12 protein-coding genes are annotated in these 18,770 nt (G+C 43.9%); 5 read left to right on the forward strand and 7 right to left on the reverse strand.

Features of this window, described 5'->3' with window-relative positions; all coding sequences use genetic code 11:
• Positions 1–333 precede the first annotated feature (333 nt).
• Together QZ918_RS30280 and QZ918_RS30285 are read left to right on the forward strand one after the other, a co-directional pair.
• Positions 334–2,547: a PAS domain-containing hybrid sensor histidine kinase/response regulator gene (locus tag QZ918_RS30280; RefSeq protein ID WP_293342096.1), complete on the forward strand. Its 2,214-nt coding sequence runs from the start codon at positions 334–336 to the stop codon at positions 2,545–2,547.
• A 225-nt stretch (positions 2,548–2,772) separates the two neighbouring features.
• Positions 2,773–4,242 carry a response regulator gene (locus QZ918_RS30285; protein WP_293342099.1) on the forward strand — a complete coding sequence of 490 codons (1,470 nt, stop codon included), beginning with the start codon at positions 2,773–2,775 and terminating at the stop codon, positions 4,240–4,242.
• 254 nt (positions 4,243–4,496) lie between these two features.
• Here the strand turns inward: QZ918_RS30285 and hisG are convergent, their stop codons facing one another.
• Positions 4,497–5,141 carry an ATP phosphoribosyltransferase gene (gene hisG / locus QZ918_RS30290; RefSeq protein WP_293184524.1) on the reverse strand — a complete coding sequence of 215 codons (645 nt, stop codon included), beginning with the start codon at positions 5,139–5,141 and terminating at the stop codon, positions 4,497–4,499.
• 372 nt (positions 5,142–5,513) lie between these two features.
• On the opposite strand from hisG, the gene QZ918_RS30295 reads away from it, so the two are divergent.
• Positions 5,514–6,164, forward strand: a complete 651-nt coding sequence (locus QZ918_RS30295; protein ID WP_293342102.1) for a glutathione S-transferase family protein — start codon at positions 5,514–5,516, stop codon at positions 6,162–6,164.
• Positions 6,165–6,312: 148 nt separating this feature from the next.
• Entirely contained in the window at positions 6,313–6,999 is a 687-nt protein-coding gene (gene rppA / locus QZ918_RS30300) for a two-component system response regulator RppA (RefSeq protein WP_293342111.1), read from the forward strand.
• A 225-nt stretch (positions 7,000–7,224) separates the two neighbouring features.
• Here rppA and QZ918_RS30305 read toward each other — a convergent pair whose 3' ends face one another.
• The 6 genes from QZ918_RS30305 to QZ918_RS30330 form a co-directional block, all read right to left on the reverse strand.
• Positions 7,225–8,061: a metallophosphoesterase gene (locus QZ918_RS30305; RefSeq protein ID WP_293157648.1), complete on the reverse strand. Its 837-nt coding sequence runs from the start codon at positions 8,059–8,061 to the stop codon at positions 7,225–7,227.
• Positions 8,062–8,270: 209 nt separating this feature from the next.
• Entirely contained in the window at positions 8,271–9,689 is a 1,419-nt protein-coding gene (locus tag QZ918_RS30310) for an adenylate/guanylate cyclase domain-containing protein (RefSeq protein ID WP_293157645.1), read from the reverse strand.
• Positions 9,690–9,936: 247 nt separating this feature from the next.
• Positions 9,937–10,326 (reverse strand): response regulator transcription factor, encoded by a 390-nt coding sequence (locus QZ918_RS30315; RefSeq protein ID WP_442921486.1) that lies wholly within the window; start codon positions 10,324–10,326, stop codon positions 9,937–9,939.
• Entirely contained in the window at positions 10,323–13,949 is a 3,627-nt protein-coding gene (locus QZ918_RS30320; protein ID WP_293342105.1) for a GAF domain-containing protein, read from the reverse strand. The genes QZ918_RS30315 and QZ918_RS30320 overlap by 4 nt, the downstream gene beginning before the upstream one ends.
• 338 nt (positions 13,950–14,287) lie before the next feature.
• Positions 14,288–15,499: an RNA-guided endonuclease InsQ/TnpB family protein gene (locus QZ918_RS30325; protein WP_293157639.1), complete on the reverse strand. Its 1,212-nt coding sequence runs from the start codon at positions 15,497–15,499 to the stop codon at positions 14,288–14,290.
• A gap of 360 nt (positions 15,500–15,859) precedes the next feature.
• Entirely contained in the window at positions 15,860–17,107 is a 1,248-nt protein-coding gene (locus QZ918_RS30330; RefSeq protein WP_293342107.1) for an RNA-guided endonuclease InsQ/TnpB family protein, read from the reverse strand.
• Between the two features lie 322 nt (positions 17,108–17,429).
• Between QZ918_RS30330 and psbA the strand changes: the two genes are divergently transcribed.
• Positions 17,430–18,512, forward strand: coding sequence for a photosystem II reaction center subunit D1 (psbA, locus tag QZ918_RS30335; RefSeq protein WP_293342109.1), 1,083 nt, complete (start codon positions 17,430–17,432; stop codon positions 18,510–18,512).
• The last annotated feature ends 258 nt before the right edge of the window (positions 18,513–18,770 follow it).

Below are 18,770 nucleotides of genomic sequence, written 5' to 3' on the forward strand. Positions count from 1 at the left end.
TAAGTGTCTATATTACATTTTGCTGTCGAGGGTTTAGTTATTTTTCTCATTGTCCGATACCTAGAAAGTAGACGACCCATATTTATCAATTCACTGTTTCGTTATTTTGTCAATGCGTAAGTCCTAGAGGATTGAAAACTGCTCGATCTATTATTGTAGCCGATGTACTAGAAAAACCGTTCCCCTCGCCCGTCGCCAGCAAGTGTCTCAGATCGCAAGGCCGGTCGTAGCGAAGCGGGGCGTAAGCCATCGCCCTCACTGCCCAAAATCCTAAAAATATGTCAAATTAAGTAAGGGGTAATAAAATAACTTTTGGCATATCAGTAGACAGTTATGACAACAAAACTAAGAGCTACAGACACAGACAAAATGGAGATAGACTTGCAGCAGTTCAGGGCAGACCAAGAACTGATACTCAACCAAGTAGATAATGCGATCGCTCTTTTCGACTCGTCTGACAGCTTAGTTTTGTTTAACAAAAAATTGGCCGAGACTTGGGGACTGTCCCCAGAATGGCTGGCAACCAAGCCTAAGTGCGACTTGTTGTTTGCCGAAATTGTCGATCGCGGTTACTTGTCGCTTCAGCAGTGGGAAGAGTTTCAGGAAGCGCTACAAAAATCTCAGGATGAAAGTTTATCATTCTATTTCGAGCAATCCAATGCGGTTTGTTTGGAAGTCTTCGCCACAATTACCAACAGCGGCGGGCGGCTGTTTACCTTTCGAGACGTTACTGTATACCAAAACTCCCAAGCTAGCTTGAACGCAGAAGTCAGGCGCCTGACATTTCTTTTAGGCTTAACTGAACGCCTGCAAAACTCTCACAGTTTACAAGAAATAGGTCAGTTTGCCCTCACTTATCTGGTAGAAGCGACGAATGCTGCTTTCGGAGACGTGAAAGTGATTAGCGGCAAGGGAAAAGAGCGGCAAGCGGCGGCGATTTCCAACCAAATTTCTACTCAATTTCTGGCTAGTTACGGGGAACCAGTCGCCGCAGGAATGCAAGAATTGCTCGACAAAGGCATTCCCTACGGCACCGGTTTGCTGTGGGAAGTGGTGGAAACTGGTAAAGCTTTGTTTGTCGATGATTATGCCGAACATCCCAATGCTGTGCCGCAATTTCGGCATCCGGGAATCGGACAATTGGGCATTTTTCCGATCGCATCTACTGACGGTACAATCATCGGAGTGCTGACGCTGGAGTCGCGCAACGTCAAAAAACTGCAAGCTTCCCTTCACCAAGAAGTGCTCGCGGCTGCTTGTCGGACTCTGGGGGCGGCGATCGAGCGGGCTCAGACACAAGAAAACCTCCGCCAAGTTAACGAACAATTAGAGTATTCTTCTCAGTTAAAATCTGAGTTTTTAGCCTCGATGTCCCACGAATTGCGGACGCCTCTCAACAGCATTCTCGGCTTTTCAGACTTGCTGCTGCGCCAAACATCGGGCCAGTTGAGCGATCGACAAATCAACTATGTAGAACTGATCGAAAAAAGCGGTCAGCACTTGTTACAGCTAATTAACGATATTCTCGATCTTTCTAAAATTGAAGCAGGAAAAGTAGAACTCAATTTACAGCCGGTTCGCGTTCACGAACTGGCGACAGACTGTCTGAAAATGATTCAGCCGCGGGCAGACAAAAAGCGAATTGCTTTGTCTTTAGAACTCGACTACCGCATTACTAAAGTTTGGCTCGACGAACGGCGAGTGCGACAAATTGTGATTAATTTACTTTCCAATGCTATCAAATTTACCCCGGAACGGGGACAAGTTAAACTCAGCGGGCGTCTGGCCTACGGCAATGAAATTAATGGCGATTACCGCCCTGATTGTTCTCCTGTAAATGCCAGCACTCCTTACTTTTGTCTTGAGGTGAAAGACTCGGGTATCGGCATTCCTCAGGATCGCTGGCACTTGCTATTCCGACCTTTTCAACAGGTGGATTCTTCCCTGACTAGGCGCCACGAAGGTACGGGTTTGGGTTTGGCTTTGACTAAGCGTCTGGCGGAATTGCACGGCGGAACTGTTTCTTTTCAATCTATTTGCGATCGCGGCAGTTTGTTCCGCGTTTGGCTGCCTTTGACGGAGATGCGTCACGAGTTGGGTAGCTTTGCTGCTTGTGCTTTGGATGCCAAGTTAGTTCCTGCTTCTGCGATCGCACTACCACTTGGCAGCAAGCGGATTCTGGTGGTGGAAGACCAGCCTTTTAACCAAATGTTAATTTCAGAGGTTATGGAATTGGAGGGCTACAGCGTAGAGATTCTGGAGGATGGTTCGGCAATGCTCGATCGCATCCTTGCCGCCTCTACTGCGCCGGAGTTACTGCCGGATTTGATTTTGATGGACATTCAGTTACCCGATGTTGACGGCTTTGAGTTGATGCGCCGAGTCAAAGCAAATCCTGTCTGGGAGTCGGTACCGATGATTGCGGTGACGGCGATGGCGATGGCTGGCGATTGCGATCGATGTTTGGAAGCTGGCGCTTCTGCTTATTTGAGCAAGCCGCTGGATCTGAATTTGGCGATCGCTACAGTCCGTTCTTTTCTCAACTAATAATAATTATTTGCAGTTCCAGCAGTGCCATTTATTACAATTTATAACTGAAAAGGTTAGACTCAATAGTAGATAAATGTCTGTAGGACTTGCGCGCACTTGCCTCAGAAACCCGGTTCCTGCCAAAAATATCGAGTTTAATAACGAGAAATATATGAATTAACCAGGTTTCGAGCTGCTCGCGCGAAAGTCCCGAGCTAAATTCAATTTATTATATCATATTCCATGTCAAACAAGTCGCCCTGCATCATGTTGGTTGATGACGAGCCAGCTAATCTAATTCTACTGGAAGAGTTATTGCAACTAAAAGGATACACAACAGTATCAGCGCTATCTGGCGATGAAGCGCTCTTCCTCGCCCGTGTATCTCGACCGGATTTAATTTTACTAGATATTATGATGCCGGATCTGAACGGTTTTGATGTGTGCGAGATCCTGCGGAATGATACCGCATTGCAAACTGTACCGGTAATTTTTTTGACTGCCCTCGATGACGATACTTCTCGCCTCAAAGGGTTGGAAATTATGGCCGACGATTATTTAACCAAGCCTTTTAACAGTCGCTTGCTGCTGGCGAAAGTTGAAAATATTTTGCAGTTGAGCCAAATGCGATCGCAAGCTGTATCTTCCCAATTCAACCACCAGGTAAAAGAGCAAAGCAAGCGCCAAATTGCCGCCGCCTGGGAGGCCAACGAATATCTTTCCGAAAAATTTCATCTATTTGTCCCGGAGCAGCTTCTCGAACGAATTGCGCCGAAAGGGATAGAATCAATTCAGTTGGGCAATGTCACAGAAGAAGAGCTGACTATTTTATTTTGCGACATTCGCGGGTTTACGGCGATCGCCGAATCTCAAGAAGCACGCGAAACCTTTGAATGGTTGAATGCTTTGTTTACGAAAATGAACGATTGCATCACCTCCCACCGCGGGTTTATTGACAAATACCTCGGCGATGCCATCATGGCAGTATTTGATCGGCCGCATTCTCACGCTATAAATGCGATCGAAGCCGCAGTAGCCATGCAAGAAAGTTTGCATGAATTTAATGCCGATCGCCACAAATACAATTTAGAATATCCCGTCAATATTGGTACGGGAATTAACACAGGTATCGGCATGATCGGCACCTTGGGTTCCGATCGCCGGATGGACTCCACAGTCATCGGCGATGTGGTAAATACAGCTTCTCGGTTAGAAAATTTAACCAAAATATACGGTTGCCAAATAATTGTGAGCGAAAATGCGATCGTTCACGCGAGAGAATTTCTAAATAACATACATCCGAACTCAAACTCAAAAGAAAGTATATTATTAAAGTGCGACTTGGAAGTGGAAACACCGGAGAGTATGATTTCTGGTTCTCGCGCAACAGCAGCAGCAGACAGCCATTCGCCCAGCAACAACTATTATTATCGCTGGATCGATCGAGTAACGCCGCGCGGCAAACAGCAAGCTATTGAAATCTACGAAATCTGGCCAGCCTCCAGTCCCGACTCTGAAGCCAAACAGCTTACCCAAGCTTTATTTGACAAAGGAATTCAAGGATGGCAATCCGAAAGATTTGTCGCCGCCTTGGGATATTTTCAGCAACTAATCGAACAAAATCCTGCTGATGCAGTGGCACGTTTTTATATAGAAAAATGCCAAGAAAAACTAGGTCTTATACCTGCAAATAGCAGCTCAGAAATCAGCTAAATAAAACTGGTTCGTAGTGAGGACTTCAGTCCTTCTTAAGGTTCGTAGTGAGGACTTCAGTCCTTCTTAAGGTTCGTAGTGAGGACTTCAGTCCTTCTTAAGGTTCGTAGTGAGGACTTCAGTGCTCAGTCTCAGTATCAATAAGGACTAAAGTCCTTACTACGAACCTATGAGAACATTCTAAATTGAGCTCGCAGCAATAAAGACTAAAGTCCTGACTGCGAACCTAGGAAATAGCTCGAATTTAGTTCGCATCAAACCGCCGTCAAAACCTGCTCTCTCAACTTCCCAATCAACTCATTAACACCGCCAGAATTTAAACGATAACTCAAAGGATGACCGATCAAATAAGCCGAACTTTGAAACAACACATCAATTTCCACCAAACCATTTTCTCGCAAAGTTTTGCCAGTCGAAACCAAATCCACAATCGCCTCCGACATACCCGTAATCGGCCCCAACTCCACAGAACCGTAAAGAGGCACAATTTCCACCGGCAAATTCAAATTATGAAAATATTCCCTCGCACAGTGCACGAACTTAGAAGCAACTCTACCGTGAGGAGGCAAATCCACACTGCGCCGATAAGAACTAGATTCCTTCACCGCCACCGACAGCCGACACTTGCCAAATTGTAAATCAATTAAATTTGCAACTTTCGGAGTTTTTTCCCGCAAAACATCATAACCCGCAACGCCCAAATCAGCTTGACCGTATTCCACATAAACCGGCACGTCGTGCGTCCTTACTAGCAAAGCTTTTGCCGTTCCGGTAGTGTCATAAATTTGAAGTTGGCGGTTAGAGGAATCGAGAAAAGCACTGAAGTCTAATCCAACGGATTTAAACAGTCGAATGCTATCTCCTAACAGTCCGCCTTTGGGAAGTGCTACGGTAATCATATAGATTTGAAATTCTAAATTGCTGAATTTGGGATGCGGAATCGGCGCTGCCCGAGCGGAAACAGCTTTTTCCTCAACTACAATAGCACGAATTGTTCAAATATCAAAATAAGTTCAGGTATTGCTAATAATTGTGTTTGTGTATAATATATTGTATTGAGGCTGATACCAATCTTTTATGAAGCTGCATAGAATCCGATCCCCCCCTAACCCCCCTTAATAAGGGGGGAATAAGATTCTTCTCAAAGTCCCCCTTCTTAAGGGGGATTTAGGGGGATCGAGATATGTGCAACTTAACATAAAATTGGCATGAGTTGAATCTGATTTTATTAAAGATTGTCTGTTAGATAGATGATAGCTGAAAGCAAAAATATGACAAAATTGACTCTCGTAATCGGCAACAAAAATTATTCGTCTTGGTCACTGCGTCCTTGGCTGGCGATGAAACAAGCTGGACTAGATTTTGCCGAAGTGAGAATCCCCCTAGACGGGCCGACAACCCATGGGGAAATTCGGCGCTATTCTCCCTCGGGAAAAGTACCAGTTTTAATTGATGGCGACTTGAAAGTGTGGGAATCTTTAGCAATTTGCGAGTACGTTGCAGAACGCTTTGCAAATCATTTGTGGCCGGCCGATTTAGCGCAACGGGCGATCGCCCGTTCCATCTGCGCCGAAATGCACGCAGGCTTTCAAAATCTCCGCGAAAATATGCCGATGGACTGTCGCAACCGCTATCCAGGCGAAGGAATGACCCCCGGTGTCGAAGCAGAGATCGATCGCATCTTTGCCATTTGGCGCGAATGCCGCCAAAAATTTGGCACCAGTGGCGATATGCTATTCGGAAATTTTACAATTGCTGACGCCATGTTTGCCCCCGTTGTCATGCGTTTTGTCACCTACGAAGTCAAATTAGATGCACAAGCACAAGCTTATGCTGATGCGCTGTTGGCACTACCTGCAATGCAGGAATGGCTAGCAGCAGCTTACAGCGAATCGGAAAGTATTGCACATTTTAAAATGTAGCAAAAATCAGTTTACTAAACCTCAACAGGTCGCGATCGCCACCTCACCACAGATGGCAACCACGGGGGATTTCCCCCTAAAAAACCTGCTTGTTTGCAAGTTTTATGTAATTCATGCTCAAATCAAAAGTCTAAAACCTAAAATCAGGATGCGGATTCTTTTAGTTGATGATGAAGTTGAGTTGACTGACCCTTTGAGTCGAGTTTTAACCCGCGAAGGTTATACCGTTGATGTCGCATTTGACGGCGCAAATGGCAGCAATTTAGCAATGCAGGGAAATTACGATTTGCTAATTTTGGATTGGATGCTTCCGAGACAAACCGGATTAGCAATTTGTCAGCAATTGCGATCGCAAGGACGGAATACCCCAGTCCTATTTCTCACCGCCAAAGACACCCTAGACGATCGCGTACAGGGACTCGACGCAGGCGCAGACGACTATCTAGTCAAGCCTTTTGAACTGCGAGAGCTCCTAGCCAGAGTCCGCGCCCTACTGCGGCGGCCCCCTACTTTTGACCCCGAAGTGGCTGTCGGGCGCCTGCAAATTGCAGATTTACAGCTAGACTACGACAATCAAATAGCCTATCGGGGCGATCGAACAATTGACCTATCAGAAAAAGAATGTCAACTATTAGAATACCTAATGCGACATCCCGGTCAAATACTAACACACGAACAAATCCACCAATACCTGTGGAGTGAAGCCGAAAAACCCAGCAGCAACGTATTAGCAGCTCAAATTCGCCTCCTGCGCCGCAAAATAGAAGCACCGAGCGAATCCGTCCTAATTCACACAGTCTACGGCAGAGGCTATCGCTTTGCAGAACCCAGTTAATAATAGGAATTCTGCTCATCTTCCATCTTCCTTCGTGTCCTTTGCGCCTTCGCGGTTCCATCTTCCATCCGAAGCATTCTTCCTTTTACGCCAGAGGCTATCGCTTTGCAGAACCCAGTTAATAATAGGAATTCTGCTCATCTTCCATCTTCCTTCGTGTCCTTTGCGTCTTCGCGGTTCCATCTTCCATCGCAAGCATTCTTCCTTCACACCCTAAAGCAATCCCTACATATCTTGACAAACCAAAGTAATTACCGTCACCTCCGGCGGACAAAATAACCTCCCCGGCGCATAAGTACCCAAACCGCGATTCACGTACAACCAATTACTCCCAACCCGATGCAAACCGCTAGCCCATTCCCAGTGACGAACTACTCGATCGCAAGCCGACACAAAAGGAACAAATTTTCGGATTCCTTCAGGAATCAAATAACCAATTTTTCTCACCCAAGCATACAAAGGCCCGATACCAGGAATCACAATTTGACCCCCATGAGTGTGTCCCGAAAACTGCAAATCAATCCGCCACTGTTGCAGGTGTTCAGCAGTATCAGGATTGTGAGACAATACAATCCGAGGAATTGCCGGATTGATTGATGCCATTACAGGCGCAGGTGCAAAATCGCCAGACCAAAAATCGGCAAACCCAACTAAAGCCAATTCAGATCCCAAAGGATAAATCGCTTCATTGTACAAAACCCGAATCCCTGCATTATTCAAAGCATTAGCAACCTTAATCTTTGCCCCTGGATAATAGTGATCGTGATTGCCCAAAACAGCGTAAATTCCCACCCGACTTTGCAAATTTTTCAATCGCTGCACCAAGCCGTAAATAGGCGCCGGATCGTAGGTGATAAAATCTCCGGTTAAAAAAATTAAGTCTGGTTCCGCTTCATTAGCCGCCACAATCGCCTCTTCTAGCAACCATTCCGACAGCCGCTCCCCATCATAGTGAAAATCCGTAAGCTGTACAATTTTAGTACCCGATAGATTTGCTGGCAGATTTGCGATCGGTATAGTTAAACAGTCTACTCGCAGTTTCCCAGTTAATAACCTGTGCATAAATATAAGGTTTATTGAGACAGCGCAACCTCTAGCTTAGCAAATAAACAAGCAAGAGTGCAAAAATCGATTGTTTTCCCTCTAGATTCTGCCATCTGACTAATGATTAATAACTCCTAACTCCTAACCCAATGCCAAAGTGCTTCTTAATTCTTGCTTCTTACATCCGTTAAATCCGTTACATCCGTTACACAATCCTTTGCCGAACTTCACTTTTGATAAATTACCTCAAAAGTTTCGATAGCTTTTTTCTTACCTTTAACTATCACAGAGCCAATTTTCCTAAATTCAAATATATCTTGAGTAGCGCTGTAAACACTGTCGCTCACCAAAATTTGTCCTCCCTCAGCCATTGACTGCAACCTAGATGCAATATTCACCTCATCCCCGATCGCAGTATAATCCATGTGCTGCGGCGAACCAATATTACCAACAACAACCTCCCCCGAACTAATGCCAATACCAGTCAGAAAATTATCCGCAATCCAAGGCACAGACATCCTCCTAATGCGGCGCTGCATATCGATCGCAGTTTCGATCGCCTTCCTTTCGCGATCGACCACTTCCGAAGGCGCTCCAAACATTGCCACAATCATATCTCCCACAAACTTATTCACAGTACCTTCATGACTAAAAATAACCTCTACCATCTCCGTGAAATACTCATTTAAATACATCACTATTTTCTCAGCCGGCAGTTCTTCACACTTAGTAGTAAAATCTCTAATATCCGAAAAAAGCACCGTTAAATTGCGCTTAGTTGGATTCAGAGAAATATCTCCTTTAGCTTCGATAACTGCTCGCACCACCTGGGGAGAAAGGTATCTTTCCAAATTATTTTTAATTCGTTCTTCCTTCAATTTACTTTCATGTAAAAGCGCATTCTCGATCGCCGCCGCCGCTTGCGATGCCAAAGCCGTAAATAATTTTAAATCCTGTGCCGTATAGTTGACAAGTTCGTTATGACTAATATTGATAACGCCGATTGTACCGTTCTGAGTTGTTAGAGGTGCACAAATCATAGAACGCATCTCATTTTCTCCCATAACATATCTCGGATCGGACAATACATCATTGACTATTTCAGCTTTACCAGAAACAAAAATATGACCTGCTATCCCCATATTGGAACCGATTTTTGTTTTATGGTTGTACTCTTTACCCCGAGCAGAAACAATCTCCAGTTTTCCTGTCTTTTTATTCATTAGCATCACTGAAATATTGGTAGACTCAATCAACTTTTTCGCTTCAGTTACCACCAATTGACTGACTTCACAAACACCCAAACAAGTAGATATTTTGCTTGAAAAATCGTACAAAAAATTAACTTCTTCGTACTTATCTAAAGTATCAACAGCCAGAGTTCTTATATCCAAGTCGGCGCTGGCAGCATAACTCAGCATATCTGCAATAAATGCTGCTTTTTGACTTCCTGTTACGTAACCGATAACTTCATCGGCTAGGATGATAGGATAAGTATTGAAGTAGGTCTGACAATCTTCGCCAAATAAAATAGACCCTTCAGCATTCCGAATAGCGCTAGGAGTATCTAAAACACCGAGCGCGCCCTCAAGAATCGCCCGCAAATCTTTTTTAGAAATCAATTTTTTGAGATTGATACGAACCATTTACTTTGCTATTAATCATCAGTGAGCGATCTATCATTATTCATTCGTTTGTAACCAGTCAGCCGATTTGAGGATAGAGATTTTAGATTTTAGATTTACGAGCGCAGATAACTCTGCGAGCTTGAAACTTAGTCTAAAACTTTTGGAGCATCCACGACTATAGCCGGGGGATTGTATCCGTTTTTGGGCAGGCTAGCAACCACCAAAAACCAAAAAATATTCTTGTGAATTGATTGTATACCTCTCGCTACATCTGTGCCGTCAAACCCAGAATTTCCCTAGCTTTGACCAGCACTTCTTTCGGGCGAAAAGGTTTAGTCATATAAAGATTTGCCCCCACAGCCATACCGCTTTGCTTATCATATTCTTGTCCCTTAGCTGTCAACATAATAATGTAAACGTCCTCCATACCTAGTTCATTTTTAACCGTATTGCATACCTCTAACCCGCTCATTTTCGGCATCATCACATCGAGAAAAACCAAATCCGGCTTTTCTTCCTTAATTCTGTTCAACGCCTCAACTCCATCTCTCGCAGTCAGCAACTCTACATCATCCTCATCTTCCAACTTTTCTAGAGCCTGCTCCATCAAAATCAGAATATTCGGTTCGTCATCCACAATTAAAACTTTTTTCACAACAATTTCCCATGAATGTGTTTGCTCAGCCCGTTATCCTCTACAATATCTCCCAAAACAATTATGGAGACTTTTTCCAAGCCCTTAGTAAGGCGCAATTTTTTGACTAATTCTTGCTCTTGAGATAAGGCTTCGTCAATAATAATTAAATCCAGCTCGATCGCTCTCACTCGATCCAGGCATTCTGTAACATCAGATGCCTCCATCACATTATATCCCTGAAAAAGCAACGCAGCCGACAAATTTTTGAGAGTAGAAGCATTGTTAACAACGACCAACACCGTCTTATTAGACATCCCTTGTCGCAGCAGCAAGCCGATCTCCTTTAACAGTCCCGCTATATTTATAGGCTTGGTAAAATACCTGTCAACTCCCAAACGCCAGCCCCTGTCTCTGTTTTGAATTAGGGACACGATGATAATCGGAATCCCCCGAGTTTCTGGATCATTTTTGAGAACTGCCGCCACATCAAAACCGTCGATGTGAGGCATCATTACATCTAAAATAATCAGATCCGGTTTGACTGCTTTAGCCTGAGAAATAGCATCTCTACCGTTAATTGCCTCCGCGACTTTATATCCTTCTTGTTCCAGTGACTGCCTCAACATATCTCGGATGTTAGGCTCATTGTCAACAACTAAAAGTTGCTGGCCTCCTTTAACGCCGAGCGGAGTTCTGCTGAGCACTTGCTGTTTCAGTTGCCCGATTAAATCATTGATAATTTTGCATTTTTCCACCGACTCAATATTTTTAACTAGCGGTATACTAAAGAAAAAAGTGCTGCCCTTGCCTAACTCACTTTCTAGCCAAATTCTACCGCCGTGGTGTTCAACGATTTGTTTAGAAATTGGCAGCCCCAATCCAGTACCTTTAGGCTTTTCGGTCAGGATATCTCCCACTTGTTTAAATCTTTCAAAAACTTTGCTTTGGTCTTCTGGTGCAATGCCGATGCCAGTATCAATAATGCTAATAACCAGCTCGTCACCCTCTACTCTTGCCCGACAGGTGACAGAACCTGATTCTGTGAACTTGACTGCATTCGAGATTAAATTGATCGCGACTTGAACCATGCGATCCCGGTCTACTAATACCTGTGGCAGTCCGGGACTAAAATCTTTAATCAACTTTAAATTATTCTTTTCTAATAAAGATGACGTAGCGGCGATCGCCTGTTTTAAGATTTGCACTGGATTTGTCGGCTGTAACTGCCATTCAACTCGCCCCGCTTCCATCTTAGCAATATCCAAAACATCATTAATTAAAGATGTCAGCCGTTCAGCTTCTGACACAATAATGTTAATATTATCTGCAACTTTATTTAAAGCTTTTTTAATTTTTTTGTCTTCCGATGCGACTCCGGGAACAATCACTTCTTCAAGTTTTTCTTTGATCAGCGAAGCAAAACCCAAAACCGAAGTTAAAGGCGTCCGCAGTTCGTGAGAAACTGTAGCCAGAAAATCAGTTTTCATTCTATCAACTTCTCGTTCCACCGTCACATCTCGAATCAAAATCACCGAACCGAGAGAGCGATCTGCTTCGTCTTTCACCGCTTCTTTCAGAATAGTTGTCGCTAAAGCTTGACCTATCCTAGAATTTTCTAGTTCCACTTCCAGCGTCACAATTTCTCCCTCTCTATGTTCAGTCGCCTCCACCAATTGGGCTAATTTTTTAGGAAAGATTTCGGATACTTTTTTCCCCTTCAGGTCAACATCTTTCAATTCAAACATCGCCAGCAGTGCCGGATTAAACCTGGTAATTTTAGCTTCAATGTCAGTGACTAATAACCCGTCAGCCAAATTGTCAACGATCGCATTTAAATCAGCCAAAGTCGTCCGCAATTCCCAGGACTGCTTTTTAGTGCGATCGAGCAATTCTGCTTGGTTCATAGCTACTCCCAATTGACTGCCAACCTGAGCCAGCAACCTCACTTCTCCCGCTTCCCACTCACGGGGACCCGAGTTCTGGTAAGCTGCTAGCAAACCCCAGAGATTTTCCCCCACAAAAACAGGCGCTACACAATATGCTTTGGCTTGAATTTGTTCCAGAATTTCGATATGACATGGAGAGTGACCAATTTTATAGATGTCATCAACCACAAAAATTTCTTGATGGCGATACCTGCCACCCTCAGTTTTTTGTAAATAATCATCTTGCCAGACAGTTTTAATTTTATCAGTTACTAAAGGTATCCAACCTTCTGCTACCGACTCCGACACAAATTCCCCGCTCCAGTTTGGAAAAAAACGGTAAACTCCAACCCGATCGCAATTGAGAATTTGCCGTACTTCTTGAGTTGTTGCGCTAAATATTTTGTCAATATTTAGCGTCTGGCGAATCCGTTCAATTACTCTAGTTAATGTGCGTTCCTGTTCGGCTGCTTTCGCCTGCTGTTTAGCTTGAAACTGTATTTGTTCTAGGTACTCGGATTGCTGCAAAGCCACGCCCAAATGAGTGGCAATTTGATTCAGTAACTTTACTTCTGTGTCTTCCCAGTGACGCGCACCTGTGTGTTGAAAGGCACTGAGCAATCCCCAGAGTTTCTCTCCTTTAAAAATCGCAACTACCGCACAGGATTTGACACCAAAATATTCTAAAGCTTCTATGTGACAATCGCTCTGGCCGGCATTGTAGATATCATCAGCAATAAAGGTTTCCGCACACCGGAATCGACCTCCTTGGTGTTCGTTTAAGTAGGGGTCTTCCCAACCGCTGCCTACCAATTTCGGCCAGTTTCCCGATTCAGATTCAAAGATAAAGTCGCCGAAATAGTCTTCACGGAATTGATAAATGGCAATGCGATCGACATTCAAAAGTTTGCGAACTTCTGTCGCTGCTGTCTGGAAAATTGTTTCCATATCTAAGGTTTGGCGGATCTTATCAATCATCCGAGTTATGGCTCGTTCTCGGTCTGCTTCCTTAACCAGCTCTTCTGTCCGTTTTCGCAATTGCTCCTCTAGAGTAGTCTGGAGTGCTGTTGACCGCCTATGAGCTTCATCTAAAAGTTTTGCTTGCTGTATTGCTACTCCTAAATGCACCGCAATTTGACTGGCAAAGTCAATTTCATCTTGCTGCCACTGGCGTGGGGCGCGACATTGGTGAATGCAGAGCAATCCCCAAAGTTTATTTCTTTTGATTAAAGGTACGATTAAGTTTGCTTTGACATTAAATTGAGCAAGAACAGCTATATGGCAATCGCTCAATCCGGCTTGATTGATATCATTGACTGCCTGAATTCTTCCTTGCTGATACCGCATTGAATATTGTTTGCCAAAGCAGTGATCGTGCACCTTTACAGCTTTTACTGAATGAAACTCTGGGATCACGTCTTCTGACACAAATTCCCCGTCGTCAAATCCTGACTGCTGGTAAAATCGAAATATTGCTACTCGATCGGCATTCAGCAGTTGGCGAACTTCCCGAGCGGTTGATTGAAAAATAATATCTAAGTCTAACGACTCGCGAATTTTGGTCACTACAGCAAATAGCGCCTTTTGTTTGGCAACTATAGCGGGTTCGGGTTTCGATGCCGACTCTAGTTCGGCAACGCGCGCTTTGAGGGTCTCTACCTGGCTTTTGAGGGACTCGTAATCTTCTGTATCTAATCCTACATAATTTTCTGACATGGGTTTAACTCTCTTGTGGTTAGTTTATTAAGTATTGATAGTTGTTTATTTTGATAAGTATTAACTCAATTTAATTTTTTTTCAACCAATTTTAGAGAGGATTTGCTCGCTCTGGTTTGATAATTATTGATTAAGGCTCAGTGCGCTAGATTGGCGATCGCACGAGTTGAATTGTCGATCGAACGCTACCCCGATTGAAGCGGGCTTACGCACGCAACTGCTACAGCATTTTTATAATATAGATGACTGGATTGACATACTCCCACCACACTCGCGGATTACCGCTATAGTGGGGGATTCTTATTCACGGTTCATCGAAGTCCACTTATTGGATCAAATTACTTATCAGCAACAGCGGTGGTCTTCTCCCCGTGCTTTCCCGATTTCTCGGCAGATCCCTCTTGCCCAGAGGTACTGTGTTTATTCCACTCAACACCGAGAATGTTCAATCCTTTGTGCAAGATATTTAAAGCCGCATTTGTATCGCGACAAATCTCAATCTTGCAACTAGGACATGAATGCGTTCTAGTGCTAAGAGATTTTTTCACTCGATGACCGCAATTAGAGCAATCGCCAGACGTATAGTTTGGCGATACTGACACAACTACTTTATCCCAAATCTTGCCGTAGTAGTCCAACCATTGAGTGTATTGATACCAACCAGCGTCCGAAATTGACTTGCAATCGTGCTGATTCTTGACCATGTTTGCAATGTTTAAATCTTCATACACCACGACATCGTTAGATATCACTACGTTTCGAGCTTGTTTAATTGCCCAATCTTTCCGCTGGCGTTGAATTTTCAGATGGATTTTGCCTAGTCGTTTTCGCGCTTTGTGATAGTTTTTTGATTGAGGTTTAGCACCCTTCACAAACTTCTTGCTTAATTGGCGTTGGGCTTTCTTGAGTCGCTGCGCGGCTTTTCTCAAGAACTGCGGATATATCACGGCATTATCATTTTGGTCTTTGGTGAAAAACTTCAGTCCTAGATCCAACCCGACAACATTACCCGAATATTCCCCTTGCTCTTTACGGTCGGCATCAAAACAGAATTGGGCATAATACCCATCTGCTCTACGCACAATCCGCACGCGATTAATTTTTAACCTATGCAAATCTTCCTGTGTTTCATTGTTGCAGAATATCGACAATGTTCCGATCTCAAAGCCATCTGTGAATGCGATCGATTTGCAATCATCGGATAGTTTCCAGCCTGAAACTTTGTATTCAACAGAGCGACAATGTTTTTTAAACTTGGGAAAACCTTTCTTGCCTGCACCTTTTTTACATCGAGTATAGAAATTAGAGATAGCAGCCCAAGCACGTTCGGCACTAGCCTGTCTAGCTGCGGAGTTGAGCTTTTTAGCAAAATCAAACTCTTTGGCTAAGTCTTTGCATATACTGTACAGATCGGCTTTACTCGTACCTTGATTATCCATCCAATAGCGAAGGGCTTTGTTCCGAATGAACTGGGCCGTTCGGATTGCGTCATCAATGGCAGAATATTGCTCTGCTGTACCGTATTTTAGCTTAGCTTCTCTAACTATCATGGATCTATGATAACATAGTTTTATCCAGGAAAATACAGATAAAATATAGCAAGACAATGAATTTGCTCGTCTTCTCATGCCTGTCGTCTTTCCGAGAGCTAGCGATTGTCGGGATTGTCGGACGGGCAATCGGCGACTCACTCGCATTCATCCCACCATCAAGCGGGGTACCGCTCTGATGCGGGCATTTTGCTGCTCTAGGTAACAAGCTGTTTAAAACCCGCGCTCATCCCCTTCTGACTGGCATTCCCCGCCCCGCATCTATATTCTTTTAGCAATTTTCCAAGCTTAGACACAGCGCCGCATCCCGATCGCGCGCGGCTACCACGGGGAAGATGTCCCCTACAAAACACTATATAGTTACAGGTTTTCTAGGCAAATATTACACTTGCCTCGGACAACCATTTTGTAAGGTGTGACCCTTACTGGACGTACTACTACGCCCTGTATTCCCTCAGCAAAAGCGTTGGGAAATGCTTTTTTGACAATGTTAGCGCTGCCATTCACATCCGCATTGATCAGTCTGCCGTCACCAGCACGAAACAAACCTCGCTTAATTCGTTTACCTTTGTACTCTGAATGCTTAACACAAGGTTCATTATCTAAGAAAGAACACTTTGAAGTGTAACTTTCTTCAATAACTTTCACAACTATTCCTACTAACTGCGCTTTGTAAGTTAGCATTTCAATAAACCTTGCATGAGGTATTGCTGTGAAATTCTGATTGTTCCGCTTTCCGAGATTTATTCCCTGTTTCCAATTATCATTTTTACCAATCACCAGTGTCCCGATTCGGTTAGCTGCCAGATGATTGATGATGAATCGACTAGCGTTGTGCAGGTAATTATCTACTTTTACATTCCGCTTGTGAGTTAATTGTTCAATTTTGATTGATGTTTGTCTCTCCCCCTTCAAGTCTGACTGCAACACAGCCTTTTTTTTGTGATAGTAGGCATTGATTGATTTGAGAGGTTTGCCATTTATTATCAGCGGAACAAACCCGTTTTGATTGGATGTAATTGTCGCTAAATTATTCAGACCAATATCAATTCCTGCTATTCCTTCAACACCTGATGATGAAACAGTTACAGCCTTGGGTTCATAAACTACCTCTATCGAGTAATGGTAAGTTTTTGGAACGATTCTGACTTGATTTACTTGGCTGACTTTAGTCGTTAGAAATATCTGAGTCAAAGACAGATTGATGATTCCTTTTTTGAGCCATTCTTTACTGATGGCTTGAGCGGTGTAAGTCAGGACATTTCTGCCTAATGTTTTGTGTTTGTATCTGGGTATTTTGGGTCGGGCTTTGAATTTATCTGGATGTAGGTTATATTCCTTGGTAGCTGCAAAAAATGATTTCCAGCTTTCATGCAATCTCAATAATACTTGCTGAGATACTTTGGCTGGTAATGCTAGATAGTCAGTCTTTCCCTGACATATTTTCTGTATTTTGTAATAATCTAGGTATTCTCCCGAGCTGATAAATTTTTGTCGGATTAGGTAGTTAGCGTAGTTGAAAAGATTCTTAGAAAGAAAGCACAAATTATCTAGCTGCTTGTATAGCCAGTGGTTTCGATCGATAATGTGCTTGGAAACGAGCTGCATTGTTTAGCCGTGATTTTTGACTATACTATACTATACATGGCTATTAATGGCTATAAAGTCAATGAAGTTTTACAATACATTGCGACAACTGCGAGGGATTGCCCCTACAGCATCAATCTGGCATCTTGCACCAAAGTCCGCAACGGACTCGCGTGCGGGTTCCACCAATAATGGGCTTTTTTCGCCTCTCTATGGTTTCATCAGCTTTCCTGATGACCCTCATCAGTTAAGCTGTCGTTACACCCCTTTACAAACCGTAACGATACCGTTAATAATAGAGACATCATCCGAACATTGAAAAACCAATAGCAATCATAAACACATGACGGCAACCTTACAACAGCGCGAAAGCGCCAATATCTGGTCGCAGTTTTGCAACTGGGTCACCAGCACCGACAACCGCATTTATGTGGGTTGGTTCGGAGTCTTGATGATTCCTACCTTGCTAACTGCAACAATCTGCTACGTAATCGCCTTCATCGCTGCTCCCCCAGTGGACATCGACGGCATCCGCGAACCAGTTGCTGGTTCCTTGATGCTGGGTAACAACATCATCTCCGGTGCTGTTGTTCCTTCTTCAAACGCGATCGGCTTGCACTTCTACCCAATCTGGGAAGCTGCTTCCTTAGATGAGTGGTTGTACAACGGCGGCCCTTACCAATTGGTAATTTTCCACTTCTTGATCGGTGTATTTTGCTACATGGGTCGCGAATGGGAATTGTCCTACCGCTTAGGTATGCGTCCTTGGATCTGCGTAGCATACTCTGCTCCAGTAGCAGCAGCTACCGCAGTATTCTTGATCTACCCGATCGGTCAAGGTTCGTTCTCCGACGGTATGCCCTTGGGTATCTCCGGTACATTTAACTTCATGATCGTGTTCCAAGCCGAGCACAACATCCTGATGCACCCCTTCCACATGTTGGGAGTTGCTGGTGTATTCGGTGGTAGCTTGTTCTCCGCCATGCACGGTTCTTTAGTTACATCTTCTTTGGTTCGCGAAACAACTGAAACCGAGTCACAAAACTACGGTTACAAATTCGGTCAAGAAGAAGAAACCTACAACATCGTTGCAGCCCACGGCTACTTCGGTCGTTTGATTTTCCAATACGCTTCCTTCAACAACAGCCGTTCCTTGCACTTCTTGTTAGGTGCATGGCCAGTAGTTGGCATTTGGTTTACCGCTTTGGGTATTTCCACAATGGCATTCAACTTGAACGGTTTCAACTTCAACCAATCGATTATCGACTCACAAGGTCGCGTCATCAACACCTGGGCTGATGTTATCAACCGCGCTAACTTGGGTATGGAAGTAATGCACGAGCGCAACGCTCACAACTTCCCACTCGACTTGGCTGCTGGCGAAACAACTCCTGTGGCTTTGGTTGCTCCTTCCATCAACGGCTAAGTTTTAGTCTGAGATAGATAAAAAGCGCTCCTAGAAATAGGGGCGCTTTTTGTTTGGGAAAATATATTTTGATCGGGTTCGTAGTGAGGACTTTAGTCCTTTGATGCGGAGGGCAGCCGCTTCTTCTCAATCATTAGTCACAAGTTAAGCTAAAAACACTGTTGTCAATGAGTAATCTTACTCATTTTTTACCGAGATACCAATTAAAATGTGACTCCATTTATTGCCTTATTATTGCCAAAAAATTGTTCGGGACTT

This window comes from Microcoleus sp. CAWBG58 (assembly GCF_020883045.1).
Taxonomy (GTDB): Bacteria; Cyanobacteriota; Cyanobacteriia; order Cyanobacteriales; family Microcoleaceae; genus Microcoleus.

Bases quoted from the DNA above. Each gene is read 5' to 3' on its own strand.
- psbA (WP_293342109.1), top strand. From the start codon at position 17,430: ATGACGGCAACCTTACAACAGCGCGAAAGCGCCAATATCTGGTCGCAG.
- QZ918_RS30280 (WP_293342096.1), top strand. From the start codon at position 334: ATGACAACAAAACTAAGAGCTACAGACACAGACAAAATGGAGATAGAC.
- QZ918_RS30325 (WP_293157639.1), bottom strand. From the start codon at position 15,499: ATGATAGTTAGAGAAGCTAAGCTAAAATACGGTACAGCAGAGCAATAT.
- QZ918_RS30330 (WP_293342107.1), bottom strand. From the start codon at position 17,107: ATGCAGCTCGTTTCCAAGCACATTATCGATCGAAACCACTGGCTATAC.
- QZ918_RS30285 (WP_293342099.1), top strand. From the start codon at position 2,773: ATGTCAAACAAGTCGCCCTGCATCATGTTGGTTGATGACGAGCCAGCT.
- QZ918_RS30295 (WP_293342102.1), top strand. From the start codon at position 5,514: ATGACAAAATTGACTCTCGTAATCGGCAACAAAAATTATTCGTCTTGG.
- QZ918_RS30310 (WP_293157645.1), bottom strand. From the start codon at position 9,689: ATGGTTCGTATCAATCTCAAAAAATTGATTTCTAAAAAAGATTTGCGG.
- hisG (WP_293184524.1), bottom strand. From the start codon at position 5,141: ATGATTACCGTAGCACTTCCCAAAGGCGGACTGTTAGGAGATAGCATT.
- QZ918_RS30305 (WP_293157648.1), bottom strand. From the start codon at position 8,061: ATGCACAGGTTATTAACTGGGAAACTGCGAGTAGACTGTTTAACTATA.
- rppA (WP_293342111.1), top strand. From the start codon at position 6,313: ATGCGGATTCTTTTAGTTGATGATGAAGTTGAGTTGACTGACCCTTTG.
- QZ918_RS30320 (WP_293342105.1), bottom strand. From the start codon at position 13,949: ATGTCAGAAAATTATGTAGGATTAGATACAGAAGATTACGAGTCCCTC.